The organism is Sphingopyxis sp. LC81, assembly GCF_000756375.1.
In the GTDB taxonomy this organism is placed as follows: domain Bacteria; phylum Pseudomonadota; class Alphaproteobacteria; order Sphingomonadales; family Sphingomonadaceae; genus Sphingopyxis.
In genome coordinates this window covers 370771-388767 of record NZ_JNFD01000021.1, presented here as the reverse complement: position 1 = coordinate 388767, position 17997 = coordinate 370771, and the positions used below count along the sequence as shown (strand labels likewise).

General features: G+C 64.7%; 14 protein-coding genes and 1 tRNA gene. 6 read left to right on the top strand and 9 right to left on the bottom strand.

Annotated elements, in window-relative coordinates; genetic code table 11:
* Positions 1-215 precede the first annotated feature (215 nt).
* From FG91_RS12275 to FG91_RS12265, 3 genes are read left to right on the top strand one after another with little or no spacing between them, the layout of a single operon-like run.
* Positions 216-737 carry a sigma-70 family RNA polymerase sigma factor gene (locus FG91_RS12275; protein ID WP_037515251.1) on the top strand — a complete coding sequence of 174 codons (522 nt, stop codon included), beginning with the start codon at positions 216-218 and terminating at the stop codon, positions 735-737.
* Positions 727-1659, top strand: coding sequence for a FecR family protein (locus FG91_RS12270; RefSeq protein WP_037515249.1), 933 nt, complete (start codon positions 727-729; stop codon positions 1657-1659). Before FG91_RS12275 ends, FG91_RS12270 begins: the two co-directional genes overlap by 11 nt.
* Before the next feature lie 2 nt (positions 1660-1661).
* Positions 1662-4169 (top strand): TonB-dependent receptor domain-containing protein, encoded by a 2508-nt coding sequence (locus FG91_RS12265; protein WP_037515247.1) that lies wholly within the window; start codon positions 1662-1664, stop codon positions 4167-4169.
* Between the two features lie 50 nt (positions 4170-4219).
* On the opposite strand, the gene FG91_RS12260 is transcribed toward FG91_RS12265, so the two are convergent.
* The 7 genes from FG91_RS12260 to FG91_RS12230 all read right to left on the bottom strand — a co-directional run bounded on the left by FG91_RS12260 (position 4220) and on the right by FG91_RS12230 (position 12227).
* Positions 4220-5359 (bottom strand): acyl-CoA dehydrogenase family protein, encoded by a 1140-nt coding sequence (locus FG91_RS12260; RefSeq protein ID WP_037515246.1) that lies wholly within the window; start codon positions 5357-5359, stop codon positions 4220-4222.
* Between the two features lie 108 nt (positions 5360-5467).
* On the bottom strand, positions 5468-6661 hold the full coding sequence (locus FG91_RS12255) for an acyl-CoA dehydrogenase family protein (protein ID WP_037515245.1): 1194 nt from the start codon (positions 6659-6661) through the stop codon (positions 5468-5470).
* Positions 6662-6842: 181 nt separating this feature from the next.
* Positions 6843-7757, bottom strand: a complete 915-nt coding sequence (locus tag FG91_RS12250; RefSeq protein WP_235212023.1) for a PAS domain-containing protein — start codon at positions 7755-7757, stop codon at positions 6843-6845.
* A gap of 97 nt (positions 7758-7854) precedes the next feature.
* A complete protein-coding gene (locus FG91_RS12245; RefSeq protein ID WP_037515243.1) occupies positions 7855-9483 on the bottom strand; it encodes a TadG family pilus assembly protein in 1629 nt (542 codons plus the stop codon).
* 2 nt (positions 9484-9485) lie between these two features.
* A complete protein-coding gene (locus tag FG91_RS12240; RefSeq protein WP_037515241.1) occupies positions 9486-9929 on the bottom strand; it encodes a TadE/TadG family type IV pilus assembly protein in 444 nt (147 codons plus the stop codon).
* 169 nt (positions 9930-10098) lie between these two features.
* Entirely contained in the window at positions 10099-10974 is an 876-nt protein-coding gene (yghU, locus tag FG91_RS12235; protein WP_037515240.1) for a glutathione-dependent disulfide-bond oxidoreductase, read from the bottom strand.
* 74 nt (positions 10975-11048) lie between these two features.
* On the bottom strand, positions 11049-12227 hold the full coding sequence (locus FG91_RS12230; protein WP_037515238.1) for a CaiB/BaiF CoA transferase family protein: 1179 nt from the start codon (positions 12225-12227) through the stop codon (positions 11049-11051).
* Positions 12228-12367: 140 nt separating this feature from the next.
* Here FG91_RS12230 and FG91_RS12225 point away from each other — a divergent pair, with 140 nt between their 5' ends.
* Both FG91_RS12225 and FG91_RS12220 read left to right on the top strand, forming a co-directional pair.
* Positions 12368-15610: an amidohydrolase family protein gene (locus FG91_RS12225; protein ID WP_037515237.1), complete on the top strand. Its 3243-nt coding sequence runs from the start codon at positions 12368-12370 to the stop codon at positions 15608-15610.
* A gap of 92 nt (positions 15611-15702) precedes the next feature.
* Positions 15703-15792, top strand: a tRNA-Ser gene (locus FG91_RS12220).
* A 64-nt stretch (positions 15793-15856) separates the two neighbouring features.
* Here the strand turns inward: FG91_RS12220 and FG91_RS12215 are convergent.
* Positions 15857-16480 (bottom strand): Yip1 family protein, encoded by a 624-nt coding sequence (locus FG91_RS12215; protein WP_037515236.1) that lies wholly within the window; start codon positions 16478-16480, stop codon positions 15857-15859.
* A 180-nt stretch (positions 16481-16660) separates the two neighbouring features.
* Here FG91_RS12215 and hspQ point away from each other — a divergent pair, with 180 nt between their 5' ends.
* The gene (gene hspQ, locus FG91_RS12210) at positions 16661-17035 is read left to right on the top strand and encodes a heat shock protein HspQ (RefSeq protein WP_037515235.1); all 375 of its coding nucleotides are present in this window, start codon (positions 16661-16663) and stop codon (positions 17033-17035) included.
* Here the strand turns inward: hspQ and FG91_RS12205 are convergent, their stop codons facing one another.
* Positions 17036-17908 carry an ABC transporter permease gene (locus FG91_RS12205; RefSeq protein WP_037515233.1) on the bottom strand — a complete coding sequence of 291 codons (873 nt, stop codon included), beginning with the start codon at positions 17906-17908 and terminating at the stop codon, positions 17036-17038.
* Positions 17909-17997: the final 89 nt, after the last annotated feature.

The window sequence follows — 17997 nt, the reverse complement described above, 5'->3', positions numbered from 1 at the left end:
CGCAAGGGGGAAGCGTAACCCCTACCCACGCTTCCCCCTTGCCTAGGCAGAAATGAACGAAGAAAACGATGCTTGCACTCGCCACCGCCCCACATTTTCCGCCGCTGTTGCGCGGTTCGGCAATGGCGCTATATGACGGCGTCATCAGGGGGACGTATGGCGCAGGGCGAAGCGGCGCTTACCGACAGAAGATGGCGTTCCAAAGCAAGCAATCCATGACCGAGTCGCGTGATCGAACCGACCCCGCCCAGGGCATCGAAGGCGTATTGCTCGCCAACCGGGATCGTATCGTCCGCTTTCTGGAAGTGCGCGGCGCGGGCGACGGCGCCGAAGATCTGTTCCAGGATTTGTGGATGCGGTTGACCGACCGCAAGACCGGCCCCATCGCCGAGCCCCTGCCCTATATCATGCGCGCGGCGAACAATCTGATGCTCGACCGCTATCGGTCGGCGCGCCAGAGCGACCTGCGCGACAAGGCATGGGGCGAAGCCGCCGCGACACAAAGCCCCTCGACCGAAACCTCGTTGATCTCGCGCGAACAGCTCGCGCTCGTTGAAACGGCGATCACCGCGACCGGCGAGCGGCCGGCACGCATCTTCCGCCGGTTCCGCGTCGACGGCCAGAACCAACGCGATATAGCCAGTGAAATGGGGATCAGCCTGAGTACCGTCGAAGCCGATCTGCGCAAGGTTTATGCGGCGCTCGCCGTAATCCGGAGGCAGTTCGATGCAAGCTGACGCCACAAACGCCGAAGCGCGCGCGGTCGACTGGCTGATCCGCCAGCGCGACCCCGCTTTCGACGACTGGGACGGCTTTGCCGACTGGCTTGCTGAGGATCCGTCGCATAATGCGATTTATGACGCGGTCGCGAGCCTCGACCGAGATCTCGATGCCCTGCCTGCGGCGCCCAAGCCGTCGGTGGTGATTGTGCCCGACGCACCGCGCCGCCCGTCGCGGCGTGCATGGTTTGGCGGGGCGATGGCCGCGGCGTTGGTCGGCGCGATCAGCCTGTCGAGCCTTGGCCTTCTGGGGAACGAAGACCGGATCGAGACCGCGGCGGGTGAGCATCGCACGATCGCGCTGGCCGACGGGTCGAAGATTGAAGTTAACGGTGCCTCGGTAATCGAGATCGACAAGGACCGCCCGCGCTTTGTCCGGCTGGAATCGGGCGAGGCGATGTTCCATGTCGTGCACCGCGACAACGACCCGTTCGTTGTCGAAACCGGCGACGCAAAGATCGTCGACCTCGGCACCGCCTTCAACGTCGTGCGTCGCGACCGTCAGACGTCGGTCGCGGTGTCCGAAGGCATCGTCCTCTACAACCCCGATCGCGACAAGGTCCGCCTCGTCGCCGGCAAGGGCATCGAGGCACGCGATGGCGATCCTCAGCCTCCGGTCGTCCGGGATGTCGACGTGGCCAGCATCGGCGGCTGGCGCAGCGGCCTGCTCGTCTACAACGGCACCCCGCTCGCGGTCGTCGCCGAGGACCTGAAGCGCACCGCCGGGATGCAGGTCAGCATCGCGCCCGAAGCAAGCGACCTGTCGTTCCGCGGCGCGTTGATTATCGACAAGAACCGGAACCGCACGATCGCCGATCTGGCCGCGCTGTCGGGAACGAAGGCCGAGCGGCAAGGCGATGGCTGGATCTTGACCCGCTGAGCATGCACCGGCGCCTTTCCCTTGCCGCAGCAGCGATAGCGCTGAGCCTGCCCGCGCAGGTTCAGGCAGCAGAGGAGCGCGCGTTCGACGTGCCCAAAGGCAGCCTGTCGACCGCGCTGCCCGTGATCAGCCGGCAGGCCGGGGTCAGCATCAGCGTCGGCGATGCGAAACTCTGGCAAGGCCGCGTCAAACCGGTGCGCGGGCGGATGAGCGTCGAAGAAGCGATCCGCCGCCTGCTCGCGGGATCCGACGCACGCGCCGTGCGGGTCAGCGCGACGAGCTGGCGTATCGAGCGTCGCCCTGCCCCCGTCCGTGTCGCGCGGGCGGCACCGACACCGCGACACGCGCCGCAGCCAAGGGCACGCGAGCCATCGCAAGATGCGGTCGCGGCGGCGCAGGACGAAATCATCGTCACCGCGTCGAAGACCGACTTGCCCCTTTCGCACTTCGCCGGCGTCGTCACCAAACTGGATGGCGGCGATTTGGCGTTTGGCGGCGAGCGCGGGATGGATTCGATCCTGTCGCGAACCGCGACCGTCTCCTCGACCCATCTGGGTTCGGGGCGTAACAAGCTGTTCATTCGCGGCATCGCCGATTCCAGCTTCACCGGCCCGACGCAATCGACCGTCGGCCAGTATCTCGGCGATATCCGGCTCAGCTATAATGCGCCCGACCCGGACCTGCGCCTCTACGACATCGACAATGTCGAAATCCTCGAAGGGCCGCAGGGCACGCTTTATGGAGCCGGGTCGCTCGGCGGGATCATCCGTGTCATCCCGAAAGCCCCCGATCCGCGCGAAATGACGGTGCAGGCGATCGCCGGCGTCTCGATCACCCAACATGGCGACCCGGGCGGGGACATCGCTGCAATCGCCAATATCCCGGTCAGCGACAACGGCCATGCGCTGCGCCTCGTCGGCTATATGCTTACCGACGGCGGCTATATCGACAATCCGCTGCGCGGGCAGAACGACGTCAACCGCGTCCATGTCCGCGGCGGGCGCGGGACCTTCCGGTTCGAGGCGGGCGACGACTGGACGATCGACCTAGGCGGCGTCTATCAGGCGATCACCTCCGACGATGCGCAATATGCCGACAAGGATGGCGCGCCGCTCACCCGCAATTCGATGGTCGAGCAGAATGCGACCGCGCGCTATGGCATGGGCACGATCGTCGTGATGAAGGACTGGGACGATCTGCATTTCCAGTCGTCCAATGCCTATATCGATCACCGGCTGTTCGAACGCTTCGACGCCAGCCTGCCCGAAGCGCGGCGAGGAACCGATATGTCCAGCGGCGGCGTTCCCGCGCCTCCTTCGGTTGGAAGCGTCGATGTCGAGCGCCTGTTCGCGCCGATCCAGGTCTTTCCGCTGAACGATGTTCCGCGCGTGCTCGACCAGCATAACGCGACACGCATGTTCGTCAGCGAAAACCGCCTGTCGCGGCCCTATCGCGATGGCCTCGGCTGGGTCGTCGGCGCGAGCTTTATCGACAATCGCGCGCGGCAGGACCGCGAATATGGCTATGGCCCGCTTCGCGCGACCCTTCCCGGCGTGACCAACAAGATCACCGAATTCACCGGCTATGCCGAGGCGACGGTCGAGGTGATGCCCGACCTGATCGCTTCGGGCGGCGTCCGCCTGTCACATGCGAAGCTCGGCGGCGCTGCCGAGGGTGTCTCCTACGCCCTGGCGCAGGCAAACCGTGCGACGACCGCGTCACGCAAAGAAACCGACCTGCTGCCGTCTTTCTCGCTGCTCGCGACCCCGCTCGACAATGTCCGGCTCTATGCGCGCTATCAGGAGGGTTTCCGCCCCGGCGGCCTCGCAGTCGACGGCAATTTCGTCCGGCGCTTCCTCAACGACCAGGTCCGCACATGGGAAGCGGGAATGCGCTTTGGCGACAAGGGGCAGAGCCTGCTCGACGCCAGCATTTCGATCTCGCACAGCCGCTGGCGCAACATCCAGGCCGATTTCATCGACAATAGCGGCTTCCCGACCACCGCCAATATCGGTGACGGCCGCATCACCAGCCTGTCGGGTGCGGTCGCGATGCGGCCGACTGCCGCGCTGACCTTCGAACTCGGCGCGGTTTACAACCATAGCCGCGTCGACGATCTCGCGCCGCAGATACTGCCGGTTTTCGACGCCGCACCGGGCCGCCTCGGACGCATTCCAAATGTCGCGAGCCATGCGGTGCGCGGGTCGGTCAACTATGCGACCATGATCGGCGACGAGGATTTCCGCGTGAACGGCTGGGCCAATTATATCGGCCCGTCACGGCTCGGTATCGGGCCAGTGCTCGGCGAAAGCCAGGGCGACTATATCGACACGGGTGTCGCGATGCGTGTCGGCAATGCACGCCGCGGCCTGTCGCTGACGCTCACCAATCTGTTCGATTCACGCGGCAACCGCTTCTCGCTCGGAACGCCGTTCCTCGAAGGCAACGAGGGATTCCTCACGCCGCTCCGCCCGCGCACGCTCCGGATCGCCGTCGACGTCGCCTATTGAGGCGACGCCGACAGCCCTCCCAAATCAATCGGCCCCCGACGGCGGAGCCGTCAGTCGTTAAGCGTGATCCGCTCGTAACGCTCCATATGGTGATCGGCGCTGCCAAACTGGCCTTCGATCATCGTCGCGCGCTTGAAATAATGGCCGATCGCCAGTTCCTGCGTGATGCCGATACCGCCATGCGTCTGGATCGCATTCTGCCCGACAAAGTTCGCACCGCGCGCAACCTTCGCCTTCGCGGCCGAAACCGCCGCCATACGCTCGTTCGCGGGCAGGCTCAGCTTCAGCGTCCCCATGATCGTCATCGAGCGCGCCTGTTCGACTTCCATGAACATGTCGACCATGCGGTGCTGCAGCACCTGGAATTTCGCGATCGGCACGCCGAACTGCTTGCGCTGCTGGGTATATTCCAGCGTGCCTTCGTGCAGCTTCTGCATCACGCCGGTCGCCTCCGCGCAGACCGCAACCGTCGCTTCGTCGACGATCTGTTCGATCAGCGGCAGGCCGGTGCCTTCACCGCCGAGCAAAGCATCGCCCGGAATCGCGACATTTTCGAAATAGATTTCGGATGCGCGGCTGCCATCGACCGTCGGATAGTCGCGGCGGACGATGCCCGGCAGGTTCGCATCGATCAGGAACAGCGAGACGCCGTCGCGGTCGCGCGGGTTGCCGCCGGTGCGCGCAGTGACAAGCAGATGCGTCGCCCACGGCGCCGCGTAGACGACCGATTTATGTCCGCTCAGCACATAGCCCGCGCCATCCTTCTTCGCGGTGGTGCGCAGGTTCGCGAGGTCATAGCGGCCCTGCGGCTCGGCATAAGCGAAAGCGATAATGGCATTGCCCGCGATGATCTCGGGGATCATCGCATCGGCCTGCGCCCCGCCCACGGCCTTGAGCGCGCCGCCCGCGATAACGACGGTCGGCAGATAGGGTTCGATCCCGATGACCTTCCCCAGTTCCTCCATCACGATCGCGTTTTCGAGCGCGCCGCCGCCCAGGCCGCCATGTTCTTCGGCGAACGGCGCGCCAAGCATGCCGAGTTCCTGCGCGAGCGCGGTCCAGATCGCCGGATCGCGGCCCGTGTCGCTATTGATGAACTTCTGACGCGTTTCGAAATCATAGGTGTCGCCGAGGAAGCGGGCGAGCGTGTCGCGGATCATGTCCTGCGTTTCGGTGTAGGTGAAATCCATTTTTTGTCCCCGTCGCCCCCGCGTAGGCGGGGGCCGCTGTAGGTTTATGCTGCGGTGTCAGGCCAGGTCGGTGGAGGCCCCCGCCTAAGCGCGAGGGCGACGCACTCCTCAGAGACCCAAAACCATCTTCGCGATGATGTTGCGCTGAATCTCGTTCGACCCGCCATAGATCGTCGTCTTGCGCATGTTGAAATAGGTCGGCGCGGCGCGGTGCGCGTAATCGGGACCAATCGGATGCTCGTTGTCGCCCTCGCCAAAACCACGAAAATAAGGCGCGCCATAATGGCCAACCGCTTCGAGCGTCAGTTCGGTCAGCCGCTGCTGGATCTCCGACCCCTTGATCTTGAGGAGGCTCGATTCCGGCCCCGGGCCGCGATTGGCATTCGGGCCGGCAAGGCTGCGCAATTCGGTAAACTCCAGCGCCGCCAGATCGACTTCGAGCTCGGCGACCTTGCGCTTGAAGAAGGCGTTGGCGAGCAGCGGCTTGTCGCCGTCGAGTTCGGTGCGGGCGATCGCCTTCACCTTCTCGATCCCGCGCTTCGACGCCGCGACGCCGGCGATGCCGGTGCGCTCGTGCGCAAGCAGGAACTTGGCGCAGGTCCAGCCCTTATTCTCATCGTAAACGCGCTGCGATTGCGGCACGCGGACGTCTTCGAGCCACACTTCGTTGACTTCATGCTCGCCGCCCAATGTGATGATCGGGCGCACGGTGATGCCGGGCGATTTCATGTCGATGAGGAGGAAGCTGATGCCTTCCTGCTGCTTTGCTTCCTTGTCGGTGCGGACGAGGAAGAAGCCCCAGTCGGCGTGCTGCGCCAGCGTCGTCCAGGTCTTCTGCCCGTTGACGATATAGTCATCGCCATCGGCGACGGCGGTCGTGCGAAGCGAGGCAAGATCCGAACCCGAGCCCGGTTCCGAATAGCCCTGGCACCACCAATCCTCACCCGACAGGATGCGCGGCAGGAAATGGGCTTTCTGCTCGGGCGTGCCGAAGGTGTAGATCACGGGGCCGACCATCGCGAGCCCGAAGGGCATCAGGCGAATGCAGTCGGCGCGCGCGGTTTCCTCGGACCAGATGAAGCGCTGCGTCGGGGTCCAGCCAGTACCGCCATATTCGACCGGCCATGCGGGCGCGATCCAGCCCTTTTTGTACAGGATCTTGTGCCAGGCGAGGAAATCCTCCTTGGACATTTCTTCGCCTTCATCCTGCTTGTCGCGCAGGTCGGCGGGGTAATTTTCGGCGATGAACTGGCGAACTTCCTGTTGGAAGGCCAGATCCTCGGGGCTGAATTCCATGTCCATCACGAATCTCCCATTGGGCAATGGCGGCCCTTATATTGAGCGCTCACCTTTACGTAAACGGAAAGTTGTCGCTTGCAACCTTCCTTCCCCCAATGATTGCGCTTAACATCCCGGCTTGTCCAGCACGCGCAGAGCCCCTCGGCATCGCGGCTATCGAACGCGGATGCTGGTTTTAGCGGGGTTAGCGCGTGACGAGTACCACCGCGCCGTCGCTGGCATAGGGTCCGCGGACCTCGGCTATCGTCAGGGCCACATCAACGACCGAACCGTCACGCGTCACCATCTGCGACACGATGCGTGCGGGCGCGCCCGACCGAAAGACCGATTCGAGCGCTTCGACAAAGGCCGACCGCTGCCCGACCGCGAGCAGCGCCGAAAAGCGGACACGCCGGATCGCAGCCGCATCGACCCCGAGCAGGTCGGTCAGCATGGCGTTCGCCGCCTCGACCGTTTCGCGCACCGAGATGCGGGCGTGGCCGATGCCGCCATCGATCTCGACGGCATCGAGCATCGCCTGCCGCATGTCGCCGGCGGCGAAGCCCTCGATCGCGTCGCTGACATCGCGCAGGACGATCGCGCCACCGACCGGCAGGGGGACCAGGTCGACATGCAGCCACTGGCGCGGGCGCAATATGCCGGGGACGTCGCCCGAAAACCGCTCGCGATGGTCGAGCAGCCGGTTGATGTGATGAAAGATCAGACTGTCCCTCAGGCCCGGCACCACCGCCACCAACTCCTCCCCGATCAGATCGGCAGCCGCGATCTCCAGCATATCCGACGCTGCGGGGTTGAGCGCGGCGACACGCCGTTGCCGGTCGATCAGGATCACGCCGTCGCGGACCGATTCCACGAGGCCAGCAAGCGAGGACTGCAAGATGTCGGAGGCGGCCGCGATCTCCCGCGCCACATCGCCATCAAGACGGCGGTAGTCGTCGAGCGAAATCAGCACATGTGCATCCTTGCCGTGATGCGTCACGACGACGGGCTTGCGCGCCGACTGCAATCGCCAATTGGCAAAGCCGCGGATGAAATCGGCCGCCGATACGCGCTGTGGTTCCTGTGCCGTTGCCACCATATCCCCCTGAAAACCGGTCAATCCCCTGCCCCCTATAACCCGGCGGTCGCCTGCTTTCGGTCGGGAAGGGATCAAACGGCGGGCTGTCGTGTCCGGAACGGCACCATTGCGCGAGCGATCAGACCAGCCGCGCCTTACCGCAGCGCAGCGCGTTGACCCTTGTATCGGCTTGCCCGACATGCACCCCGAGCAGGCCGGTGAGGTCCGACAACAGGGTGTCGAGCACGGGTGCAGCCAGCGCCACCGTCTCGCCGATCACCGTCGTCAGCGGCTTCAGGTTCAGGCCGAGCCCAAGGACGTTGACGTCGAGCTCCATCCGGTCCGAAAGCGATTGCGCGGCGCCCGCGACAAGGCCGGTGCTCGACACGGTCTTCACCTTGCCGTCGTCGATCTCGGCGCGCGAAAAGGCGACCGGCTTTTCATTGAGGTCCGACAGGATGAGTTCGGCCTCCGCATCGACGCTGACGAGCGGCAAGGTGACGACGCGCGCCGGCCCCGGATCCAGCGGGCGCTTCATGTTCTGAAAATCGCTGACGGGCACCGTTCCGACCGCCACCATCGCGGGGGAGGTCACGACGCCGAGCGACACCGCGGCCGAGCTGTTCGGGCGGCAGTCGATGTCGGTGATCCGCGCCGACGCCGACCCGAGTTCGGCGAGCAGGGGGACGTGGACGCTGGCGAGCGGCGTTGCGACGCGCGTATCGATTTTCAGCCGCACCTGTGCGGTGCGGACGATGACATCATTGGTGTCGGTCACCGCGATCAGCGGCGAATTCACCGGCGGCTCGCCGATCATCAGCGCGATATTGACCCCCGATCCGCCCGGCAGGCTGCCCGTCAGCGACAGGTCGACCTGTCGATTCGCGTTGCCGAGCAGCAGCATCGTGCGCAGCAGGCTGAGCGCGTTGACCTTGACCGGGTTCGCCGCGTCGACTCGGATGCTCGACGACCGCGGGCCGAGGTCGATCGCGCGCGACGGCAGCAGGGTGCGCGGCAGCGCGCGATCCGCGATATGCTCGAGCGCGGCCGCCGCCTGCCCGTCCGACGCATTGGCGAGCGCCGACACGACCTGTGGCAAGGTCGCCTGCGTGTCGAGCGTCTGCCCAAAGGTCAGCACGTCGGCGTTAAATTCGGTCCGCAGCGCATTGGAGAAAGTCAGCAGGTCGATATCGGTGCTCGCGAGCGCATTATAGTCCATCACCGACAGATTGACCTGGCCGCCGGTGAGGCTCGACAGCAGCGCATTGGGAAGGCCGCCGTTTACCGCCGCGACCCGCGATCCGAGCGAAAAGGCGGCATAACCGCGCCGTGCGCCGGTCGCGGTCGCACGAATGATGCTGTCCTTCCGGCCCGTCAGAAAACTGCCAAAGAACAGCGGACGGTCGCGCGTCAGCGTGATGCGCACGGCGTTCGGCGACGCGCCGCCGCCGGCAAAGCGCTGTTCGGCCTGGATCGACGGATCGGCGGTGTAGGTGCCGGGGTCGAGCACCGCGATACGAATGCCGCAATCGCAATTCGCCGCGATGATCCGCTGCGCCGCCGCGCGCTCCTCGCCGGGCCGCCCCGCCGCCGCCATCGCCGCGGCATCGGCGATGCCCTGCAATTTGCGGCGGTCGAGATAGAGCGAGCCGAGATCGACCGCGAATGCCGCGGACCCGATCAGCATCGTCATGCCGAAAGCCGTCGTGATGCTGATGCTGGCGCCGCGATGGCGGACAAGTCGGCGAAGGAGGGACAGGATCGTCATGGTCAATCGACCGGCAATTCGAACGTCGCGCGGGCACGGATGACGTTGCCCGGCGACGGAACAAAGCTCGATCGCAGGAGGCTGTCCTGCGGCACGGTGAAGGTCACCGCGACGGTGATCGCCTCGGTCGTTTCGGACACCGCGACGCTGTGGGTGCCGTCGACCGCCTGCAGGCTGCGGCCGACGGCGCGCGACGCGACCGCACTGCGGTCCGGCGCGTCGAGCCCGATGATCGACGCGCGGGCGCCGTCGTTGGCCGCCTGCTGCACGCTATGCGCGAGCATGAAATACTGACCATAGACCAATATTCCCATCAGCAACGCGAGGAGCAGCGGCAGCACCAGCGCCATTTCGACGATAGCGGCGCCACGCTCCCCGCGCGCCAGGGCAAGACCTGTCAGGGCAATTTTGCGGACACGCCGCGAAAGTCGGATGGAACCTGCCATGCCGGCAGAATGCCGTCCGCAAATGAAAGCGGCGTCGAGAGAGCCCGACGCCGCTTTTGCGTATTTTGCAGGATCTGGCCGTGCCGGAACCGGGCTGATTTGGTGGCGCGCTGCGTATCGTTGAAGAACCGCTAATTTTGGCGCGGCGCCTTCAAACGAATAATGTGAGTTATTCGGCGGCCTCCAACTTGTCCTGCGTGCGCAGTTCGAAGTCGGACGCGTCGTGCCGCTCGCGGAGCTGGCTCGCCGGATCGCCCGTCACGCGGTTGACCATCCGCCCGCGTTTGACCGCCGGACGCGCCGCGATCTGGTCGGTCCAGCGTTGGACATTCTTATAGTCATCGACCTGCAGGAATTCGCCGGCGTCATAGACGAGCCCCTTGGCGAGCGCGCCATACCAGGGCCAGATCGCCATGTCGGCGATCGTGTAATCGCCGCCCGCGATATATTCGCTTTCCGCGAGACGGCGGTCGAGCACGTCCATCTGGCGCTTCACCTCCATCGCATAGCGGTTGATCGGATATTCCTGCTTCGTCGGTGCATAGGCATAGAAATGACCAAAGCCGCCGCCGAGGAAGGGCGTGCTGCCCATCTGCCACATCAGCCACGATAGCGCCTCGGCACGTTTCGCGGTTTCGGTCGGCAGGAAGGCGCCGAATTTCTCGGCGAGATGGATCAGGATCGCGCCCGATTCAAAGATACGGATCGGTTCGGCGCCGCTGCGGTCGACAAGCACGGGGATCTTGCTGTTCGGATTGGCCGCGACATAGCCGCTCGAAAACTGGTCGCCTTCGCCGATATTGATCAGCCATGCGTCATATTCGGCGCCGCTGTGTCCCGCCGCGAGCAGTTCTTCGAGCATCACGGTGACCTTCACGCCATTGGGCGTGCCGAGCGAATAGAGCTGCAAGGGGTGCTTGCCGATCGGCAGATCCTTGTCGTGCGTGGGACCTGCGACCGGCCGGTTGATATTGGCGAAACGCCCGCCGCTTTCCTTGTCCCAGGTCCAGATTTTCGGCGGCACATATTCGCTGGTATCGGTCATGGAAAACTCCTGGGCTGATTTTTGTACTGACCGGTAACTTAAGCGGCGATTGCCGTTTGTCCACCCTCCCCCGCTCAAATAATCTTTGCCGCGCGCAAAGCCGAAATGGCTTCGGCGTCATAGCCAAGCTCGGCGAGGATCGCATCGCTATGCTCGCCGACCTGCGGCGCTCGCGCGGGGACGGTCTTGTCGCTGTCCGACAGGCGGATCGGCGCGCGGATGACCGGCACCGCGCCGGCCGCGCCCGGATAGACGACCGGTTCGACCAGCCCCATCGCCTTCACCTGCGGCTGCGCGAGCGCTTCCCCCGCGCGCAGCACCGGCGCCGCGGGCACCCGTCCGGCGGCCAGTTCAGCGATCGCCTCTTCGCTCGTCCGCTCGATGCACCAGCGCTGCATGATCGCGCTCAGTTCCTCGCCATTGTCGCCGCGCAGAATGTCGCTCGCATACAGCGGATCGCCGACCAGATCGGGCCGCCCGACCAGTTCGGCCCAGCGCGCGAAGATGCCATTGCCGACAATCTGGGTGATGACCCAGCCGTCGCGGGTGCGGAAGATGTCGGTGGGGCCCGAGCTGAAGGCGCGATTGCCGATCGGCTGGCGATCGATGCCGTTCAGCGCATGGTCGATCGTCAGCGCGTTCGACATGGCGAGCGCGGTGCCCAGCAGCGACCCCGAAACGCACTGCCCCCTCCCCGTCGTCTCGCGTTCGCGCAGCGCGAGCATGACGCCGAACGCGCTGTGGAGCGCGGTTCCGAAATCGACATAATTGACCTGCGCGCGGTAAGGCTGGTCCGGCGTGCCGGTCAGGTACACCGTTCCCGACATCGCCTGCCCCACCGCGTCGAACCCGACGCGGCTCGCGAGTGGCCCCTCGCTGCCGAATGCCGACGCGGTCGCCAGGACGATGCGCGGGTTGATCGCGGCCAGGTTGTCGTAATCGAGGCCCAGCTTGACCAACGCATCGTGCGGCAGGTTCGCGATCACCACATCGGCGGTTTCGACCAACCGGCGGACGATTTCACGTCCCTCGGGGCTGCCCGGTTTCAGCGTCAGGCAGCGTTTGGCGCGGTTCATCTGCATGAACATCGCGCCTGATCCATCTTCGGCGACCGGCACCGAATAGCGATCGTCATTGCCCCCCGGCGCCTCAATACGGATGACGTCGGCGCCATAATCGGCGAGCAACGCCGCGCAATAGGGGCCGGCAATATAACGGCCGAAATCCAATACCCTAATTCCCTTGAGCGGCACGCTTTGCTCTCCCGATCCCGTTCTTTCGACCGGGCTAGCAGTCGCTCGTCGATGCTGCCAGTTCTTCGTCGAAACCTGTCACTTGCATGTTCCTGCCCGGACCATATGGTCACAGCATAATTTCAAACGGGGATAATTTCATGGCGCGCTTCGCTTTCGCCCTCGCGGCGACTTTGGCTTGTTCAACCTCGGTCTGGGCGCAGAGCGCGCCCGCCTCTCCTCCCGCCGCCGACGCGAAACCCGACAAGTGGGACGTCAATGCCCCGCCGGGCCTCGCGACGCGCAAGGTCCAGATCGCGGTCGACGAAGGCAGCTGGATGAATGTCGATGTCGCGCCCGACGGCCGCACGATCGCGTTCGATCTGCTCGGCGATATCTACACGATGCCAATCGAGGGCGGCACGCCGACTCGGATCGCCGAAGGGCTCGCCTATGAACATCAGCCGCGCTTCTCGCCCGACGGCAAGCGCATCGCCTTCGTCTCCGACCGCGCGGGCGGCGACAATATCTGGCTGATGAACCGCGACGGCAGCGACAAAAAGCAGATCTCGAAAGAGGATTTCCGCCTGCTTAACCAGCCGAGCTGGTCGCCCGACGGCCAGTTCATCGTCGCCAAGAAGCATTTCACCACGGGCCGCTCGCTCGGCACCGGCGAGGTGTGGCTATACCATGTCTCGGGCGGCGCGGGCGTGCCGCTGGTCAAGAAACCGAACGAGCGCCACCAGAAGGAACTCGGCGAGCCGATCTTCGCTGCCGACGGCAAGAGCGTCTTCTATACGCGCAACGTCACGCCGGGAGCGATCTTCGAATATGCGCAGGACAGCAACACCGACCTCTTCCACATCGAGCGCTACAGCCTCGAGGATGGCAAAGTCAGCACCGCGGCTTCGGGTCCCGGCGGCGCGGTGCGCCCGACGCCCTCGCCCGACGGCAAGCGCCTCGCCTTCGTGCGCCGCGAGGGGACGCAGTCGAAGCTCTATGTGAAGGATCTCGCCTCGGGCACCGAGAAGAAGGTCTATGACACGCTCGATCAGGATGTGCAGGAAACCTGGGCGGTCACCGGCGTCTATCCGAACATGGCGTGGACTCCCGACAGCCGCGACATCCTCTTCTGGGCCGGCGGCAAGCTGCGCCGCGTGAGCGGTGCCGGCGGCGATGCCCGCATCATCCGGTTCAGCGTCAACGACGACCGCACGATCGTCGATGCGACGCACCCGGCGGTCGAGGTCGCGCCCGACAGTTTCGCGACCAAAATGCCGCGCTGGGCCGAGGTCTCGCCCGACGGGCGTAGCGTCGTGTTCGAGACGCTCGGCAAGCTGTGGGTCAAACCCGCGACCGGCGGCACCGCGCGGCGGCTGACCGCGGCGAAGGACGACGCGATGGAAGCGTGGCCCAGCTGGTCGCGCGACGGCAAATCGCTCGTCTTCGTGCGCTGGACCGACGGCGGCATGGGTGAAATCCACGTCGTTGGCGCCGGCGGCGGCGCCTCGCGCAAGCTGACCACCACCCCGGGCCATTATGCCGAACCGCGCTTTTCGCCCGACGGCAAGACGATCGTGTTCGAACGGCGCGGCAGCGGCGGACTGACCTCGGCGCGCTGGAGCGAGGATCCGGGCGTCTACCGCATCGCCGCAAGCGGCGGCACCGCCGAACGGATCAGCAGCGACGGCGCCAAGCCGCAGTTTGCTGCAACCAGCGACCGCGTATTCATGGTCACCGCGAGCGACGGCAAGAGCCAGCTCGTCAGCACCGACCTTCACGGGCAGGACAAGCGCGTCCACGCCAATGGCGAGCTGGTCAGCGACTATGAAATCTCGCCCGACGGCCGCACGTTGGCGTTTCGGCAGAACTACGACGCCTATGTCACCCCGCTAATGCCCGGCGGACAGGATGTCTCGCTCGGCACCAAGAGCGGGGCGCTCCCCGTAACCCGCGTCAGCGGCAGCGGCGCCGAATATATGCACTGGTCCGACGGCGGTCGCCGCCTCCACTGGAGCCGCGGCGCGACTTTGTTCAGCGCCGACCTCGCGAGCTTCTTCACGAACGCACCGGTCGACGAAAAGGCGCCCAAGTTCACCCCGCCGACCGACGGCGTATCGCTATCGATGACCCAAGCGGCGTCGAAGCATAAGGGCGTCGTCGTCATCACCGGCGCCAAGATCGTGACGATGGCCGACAAGGGCGGCGGCGTGATCGAGAATGGCGCGATCGTCATCGACGGCGACCGCATCACCGCGGTCGGTGCGGCGGGCGCGATCACGGTCCCGGCGGGCGCGGTGACCGTCGATGCCACCGGTAAGACGATCGTCCCTGGCTTCGTCGATGCGCACGCGCACGGCTCGCACGGCGACGACGAACTGGTCCCGCAGCAGAATTGGTCGGAGATCGTCAACCTCGCGATGGGCACGACGACGAGCCATAATCCCTCGTCGCGCGCCTCGGAGATTTTCGTCTCGTCCGAAATGCAGCGCGCCGGGCTGATCCTCGCGCCGCGCATCTTCTCGACCGGCGAGGTCATCTATGGCGCCAAGGCTGCCGGCGTTTATGCCGAGATCAATGGTTATGACGACGCGCTTGCGCATGTTCGCCGCCTGAAGGCGCAAGGCGCGCACAGCGTCAAAAACTACAATCAGCCGCGCCGCGACCAGCGGCAGATGGTCGTGAAGGCGGCGCAGACCGAAGGCATGACCGTCGTGCCCGAAGGCGGCTCGCTGTTCACGCAGGACGTCACGTTGATCCAGGACGGCAATTCGACCGTCGAGCACAATGTCCCGCTCCACATCTTCTACAAGGACCTGGTCCAGCTGTGGGGGCAGACTGAGGTCGATTACACGCCGACGCTCGTCGTGACCTATGGCGGACCCGCGGGCGATCCCTATTGGCGTGCGCACACCAACGTCTGGGAGCATCCGATCCTGTCGCGCCACGCGCCGCCGGCCGAACTCGCGGCGAACAACAAGCGCCGCGTCATCGCGCCCGAGGGTGACTATGTCGACGATGATTCGGCGCGTCAGGCGGGCAAGATCGCCGCGACGGGCCGCATGGTCTCGATCGGCGCGCACGGCCAGCAATCGGGGCTCGGCGCGCATTGGGAAATCTGGTCGTTCGTGCGCGGCGGGTGGAGCAACATCGACGCGCTGCGGGCGGCGACGATCATGCCCGCCACCTCGCTCGGTTATGCGAAGGATGTCGGGTCGCTCGAGGCCGGGAAGCTTGCCGACCTGCTGATCCTCGATGCCGACCCGACCGAAAATATACGCAATACCGAGCAAATCCACCGCGTGATGCTCGGCGGGCGGCTCTACGATCCGCTGACGATGAACGAGGCCGAGACGGGAACGCGCAAGCGCCAGCCCTATTGGTGGGAAGCCGACAAGCCCTGATCGGGTGACGATACCAAGCGGCGGGCCGTAATTTTGTGACGAGAGGGTTGCAAGACGTTCGGACCGCCGCTAGGGGCGTCCACTCTCAGCGAGGAGAGTTGGCTGAGTGGTCGAAAGCGTCGCACTCGAAATGCGAAGTGCCGGCAACGGTACCGAGGGTTCGAATCCCTCACTCTCCTCCATTTTTCTACAATTTGACCACAGCAAGCCGCCCCGGCGCACGACCGGGGCAGCTCGCGGCGGCCGTTATCTGACGGTAACGAGCGACGGTGCGGCGAGCGTCGCGACGACCGCGCCGACAATCAGGAAAAGTACGATATAAACGATGATCACGACCGCCGTGTAGCCGAACGCCTTGTCCTCTGGCGCCTTCATCAGCACCGGCAGGCCGAGATACAGGAGATAAAGCCCGTAGAGGGCGAACAAGAGGCCGATGACGGCAAGCGCGGGCAATATTCCGAAGATGCCGCCGACCCAGCCGGCAGTCGCCGAATAGGCCGCGACCTTCAGCGCCTGGACCTGATCCTTTTGACCGCCGAAGTTCGGTGCGAGGCCGTCGATGACCAACGCGAGGATGAAAATCGTCGCCAGCGACAGACCATAAGAGACGAACGCCGACACAAGCGCGCCCACGAGCGGCGGGTGGTATGTCACACCGAGCATGGTGAACCCGAAAACCTGCCCGCCGATGAAGCCCGCGAGCGGGCCGATCGCCGCCAGTACAAGCACATAGGGCACATAGATCGATTGCACCGTCGCCGGCTCGGCGGCGATTACCGGCCATGTCTCTTTGGGTTTGAGAAGGATGTCCTTCGCGCGCTGGACAATGCCCGAAGCCGGGCCGGAGATATTGGGTGGTAAGTCCGTCATAATGCGTCTCCCCTGATCGTGCGGCCCACAACCCGAATGGGATATGCAAAAGCCAGAAGAGCAGTTTAGCTCGCATCGCCAATGCATCTGTAACGCTGATCACAGCCCGATTCGGCAAACCACAGCCGAATTGGAATGTAACGGACTTGAAACGTGCGTAAACTGCCATAGATTGACCCTATGACGCCCGAATCCACTTCCGAACTTCCTGCCACTGTTACTGCACCGCTGATCGGTCGCGCGCGCTTCGCGCCGGGCGATATCGTGCGCCATCGGATGTTCGACTTTCGCGGCGTCGTGTTCGACATCGACCCGGTCTTTGCGAACAGCGACGAATGGTATGAAGCGATCCCCGAGGATATCCGCCCGGCGAAAGAGCAGCCCTATTACCACCTGCTCGCCGAGAACGGCGATTCCTCTTACATCGCCTATGTCAGCCAGCAGAATCTGGTCGCCGATGGCGACAGCGGACCGATCGACCATCCACAGATCGACGCGATGTTCGAGGGGCTGGAACGTGGCCGCTACCGCGTGCGCGCCATCCATCGCCACTAATCAGGCTTTGAGCTTCCATCCCGAGGCGAGCAGGCGGTAGGTCAGCAGGCCCAGCCCGATATTCACGCCGACCAGCACGAACGCCGCAGTCAGCACCGGGTTCGCGATCGTTGAATCGACCGTGCCGATAAAACCGTAGCGAAAACCCATGATCGCATAATAGACGGGGTTGCCGTGCGCGATCGTCTGGAACCACGGCGCGAGCTTGTCGACCGAATAGAAGGTCCCCGACAGCAGCGCGAGAGGCGTCACGACGAAATTGGTCACCGCGGCGGCATGATCGAACTTTTCGGCCCAGACCGAGGTGATGAGGCCGAGGAAGCCGAGCATCGATGCGCCGAGCACGCCAAAGACCGCCACCGCCCACAGATGGTCGGGCATCACATGCACGCCGGGCCACAGCAGCATCGCGAGCCACAACGCCAGGCCGACGAGGACCGACCGCGTGATCGCGGCGCCAACCAGCGCGATGATCAATTCGCCGACGGCGAGCGGCGGCATCAGATAATCGACGATCGTCCCCTGGATCTTGCCGACGAGCAACGAAAAGCTCGAATTGGCGAAGCTGTTCTGCAGCATCGCCATCATTATGAGGCCCGGCGCGATGAAATCGGCGAAGGGAACGCCGATGACCGTCCGCCCCGCCCCGCCCAGCGCGACGGTGAAAATGACGAGGAACAGGAGCGTGGTGATCGCGGGCGCCCAGATTGTTTGCAGCTGGACCTTGAAAAACCGCCGCACCTCCTTGACATATAGCGCGTGCATGCCGGGCACGTTCAGCGTTCGAATATGGGGAACGCCGGGTTCGGCAAAAGTTGGAGTCGCGGCGGAATTTGTCGAGTCGGGGCGCGAAATTTGGGGCTGGTCGTTCATGGCGTTCTCGCCTATCGCCTCCCCGATCTTACCGCAAGCTGGGCAACGATTGAATGCCGGTCCCGAAAGGATCGACAACGCGGATCGTC

Bases quoted from the DNA above. Each gene is read 5' to 3' on its own strand.
- FG91_RS12275 (WP_037515251.1), top strand. From the start codon at position 216: ATGACCGAGTCGCGTGATCGAACCGACCCCGCCCAGGGCATCGAAGGC.
- FG91_RS12270 (WP_037515249.1), top strand. From the start codon at position 727: ATGCAAGCTGACGCCACAAACGCCGAAGCGCGCGCGGTCGACTGGCTG.
- FG91_RS12265 (WP_037515247.1), top strand. From the start codon at position 1,662: ATGCACCGGCGCCTTTCCCTTGCCGCAGCAGCGATAGCGCTGAGCCTG.
- FG91_RS12260 (WP_037515246.1), bottom strand. From the start codon at position 5,359: ATGGATTTCACCTACACCGAAACGCAGGACATGATCCGCGACACGCTC.
- FG91_RS12255 (WP_037515245.1), bottom strand. From the start codon at position 6,661: ATGGACATGGAATTCAGCCCCGAGGATCTGGCCTTCCAACAGGAAGTT.
- FG91_RS12245 (WP_037515243.1), bottom strand. From the start codon at position 9,483: ATGACGATCCTGTCCCTCCTTCGCCGACTTGTCCGCCATCGCGGCGCC.
- FG91_RS12240 (WP_037515241.1), bottom strand. From the start codon at position 9,929: ATGGCAGGTTCCATCCGACTTTCGCGGCGTGTCCGCAAAATTGCCCTG.
- yghU (WP_037515240.1), bottom strand. From the start codon at position 10,974: ATGACCGATACCAGCGAATATGTGCCGCCGAAAATCTGGACCTGGGAC.
- FG91_RS12225 (WP_037515237.1), top strand. From the start codon at position 12,368: ATGGCGCGCTTCGCTTTCGCCCTCGCGGCGACTTTGGCTTGTTCAACC.
- FG91_RS12215 (WP_037515236.1), bottom strand. From the start codon at position 16,480: ATGACGGACTTACCACCCAATATCTCCGGCCCGGCTTCGGGCATTGTC.
- hspQ (WP_037515235.1), top strand. From the start codon at position 16,661: ATGACGCCCGAATCCACTTCCGAACTTCCTGCCACTGTTACTGCACCG.
- FG91_RS12205 (WP_037515233.1), bottom strand. From the start codon at position 17,908: ATGAACGACCAGCCCCAAATTTCGCGCCCCGACTCGACAAATTCCGCC.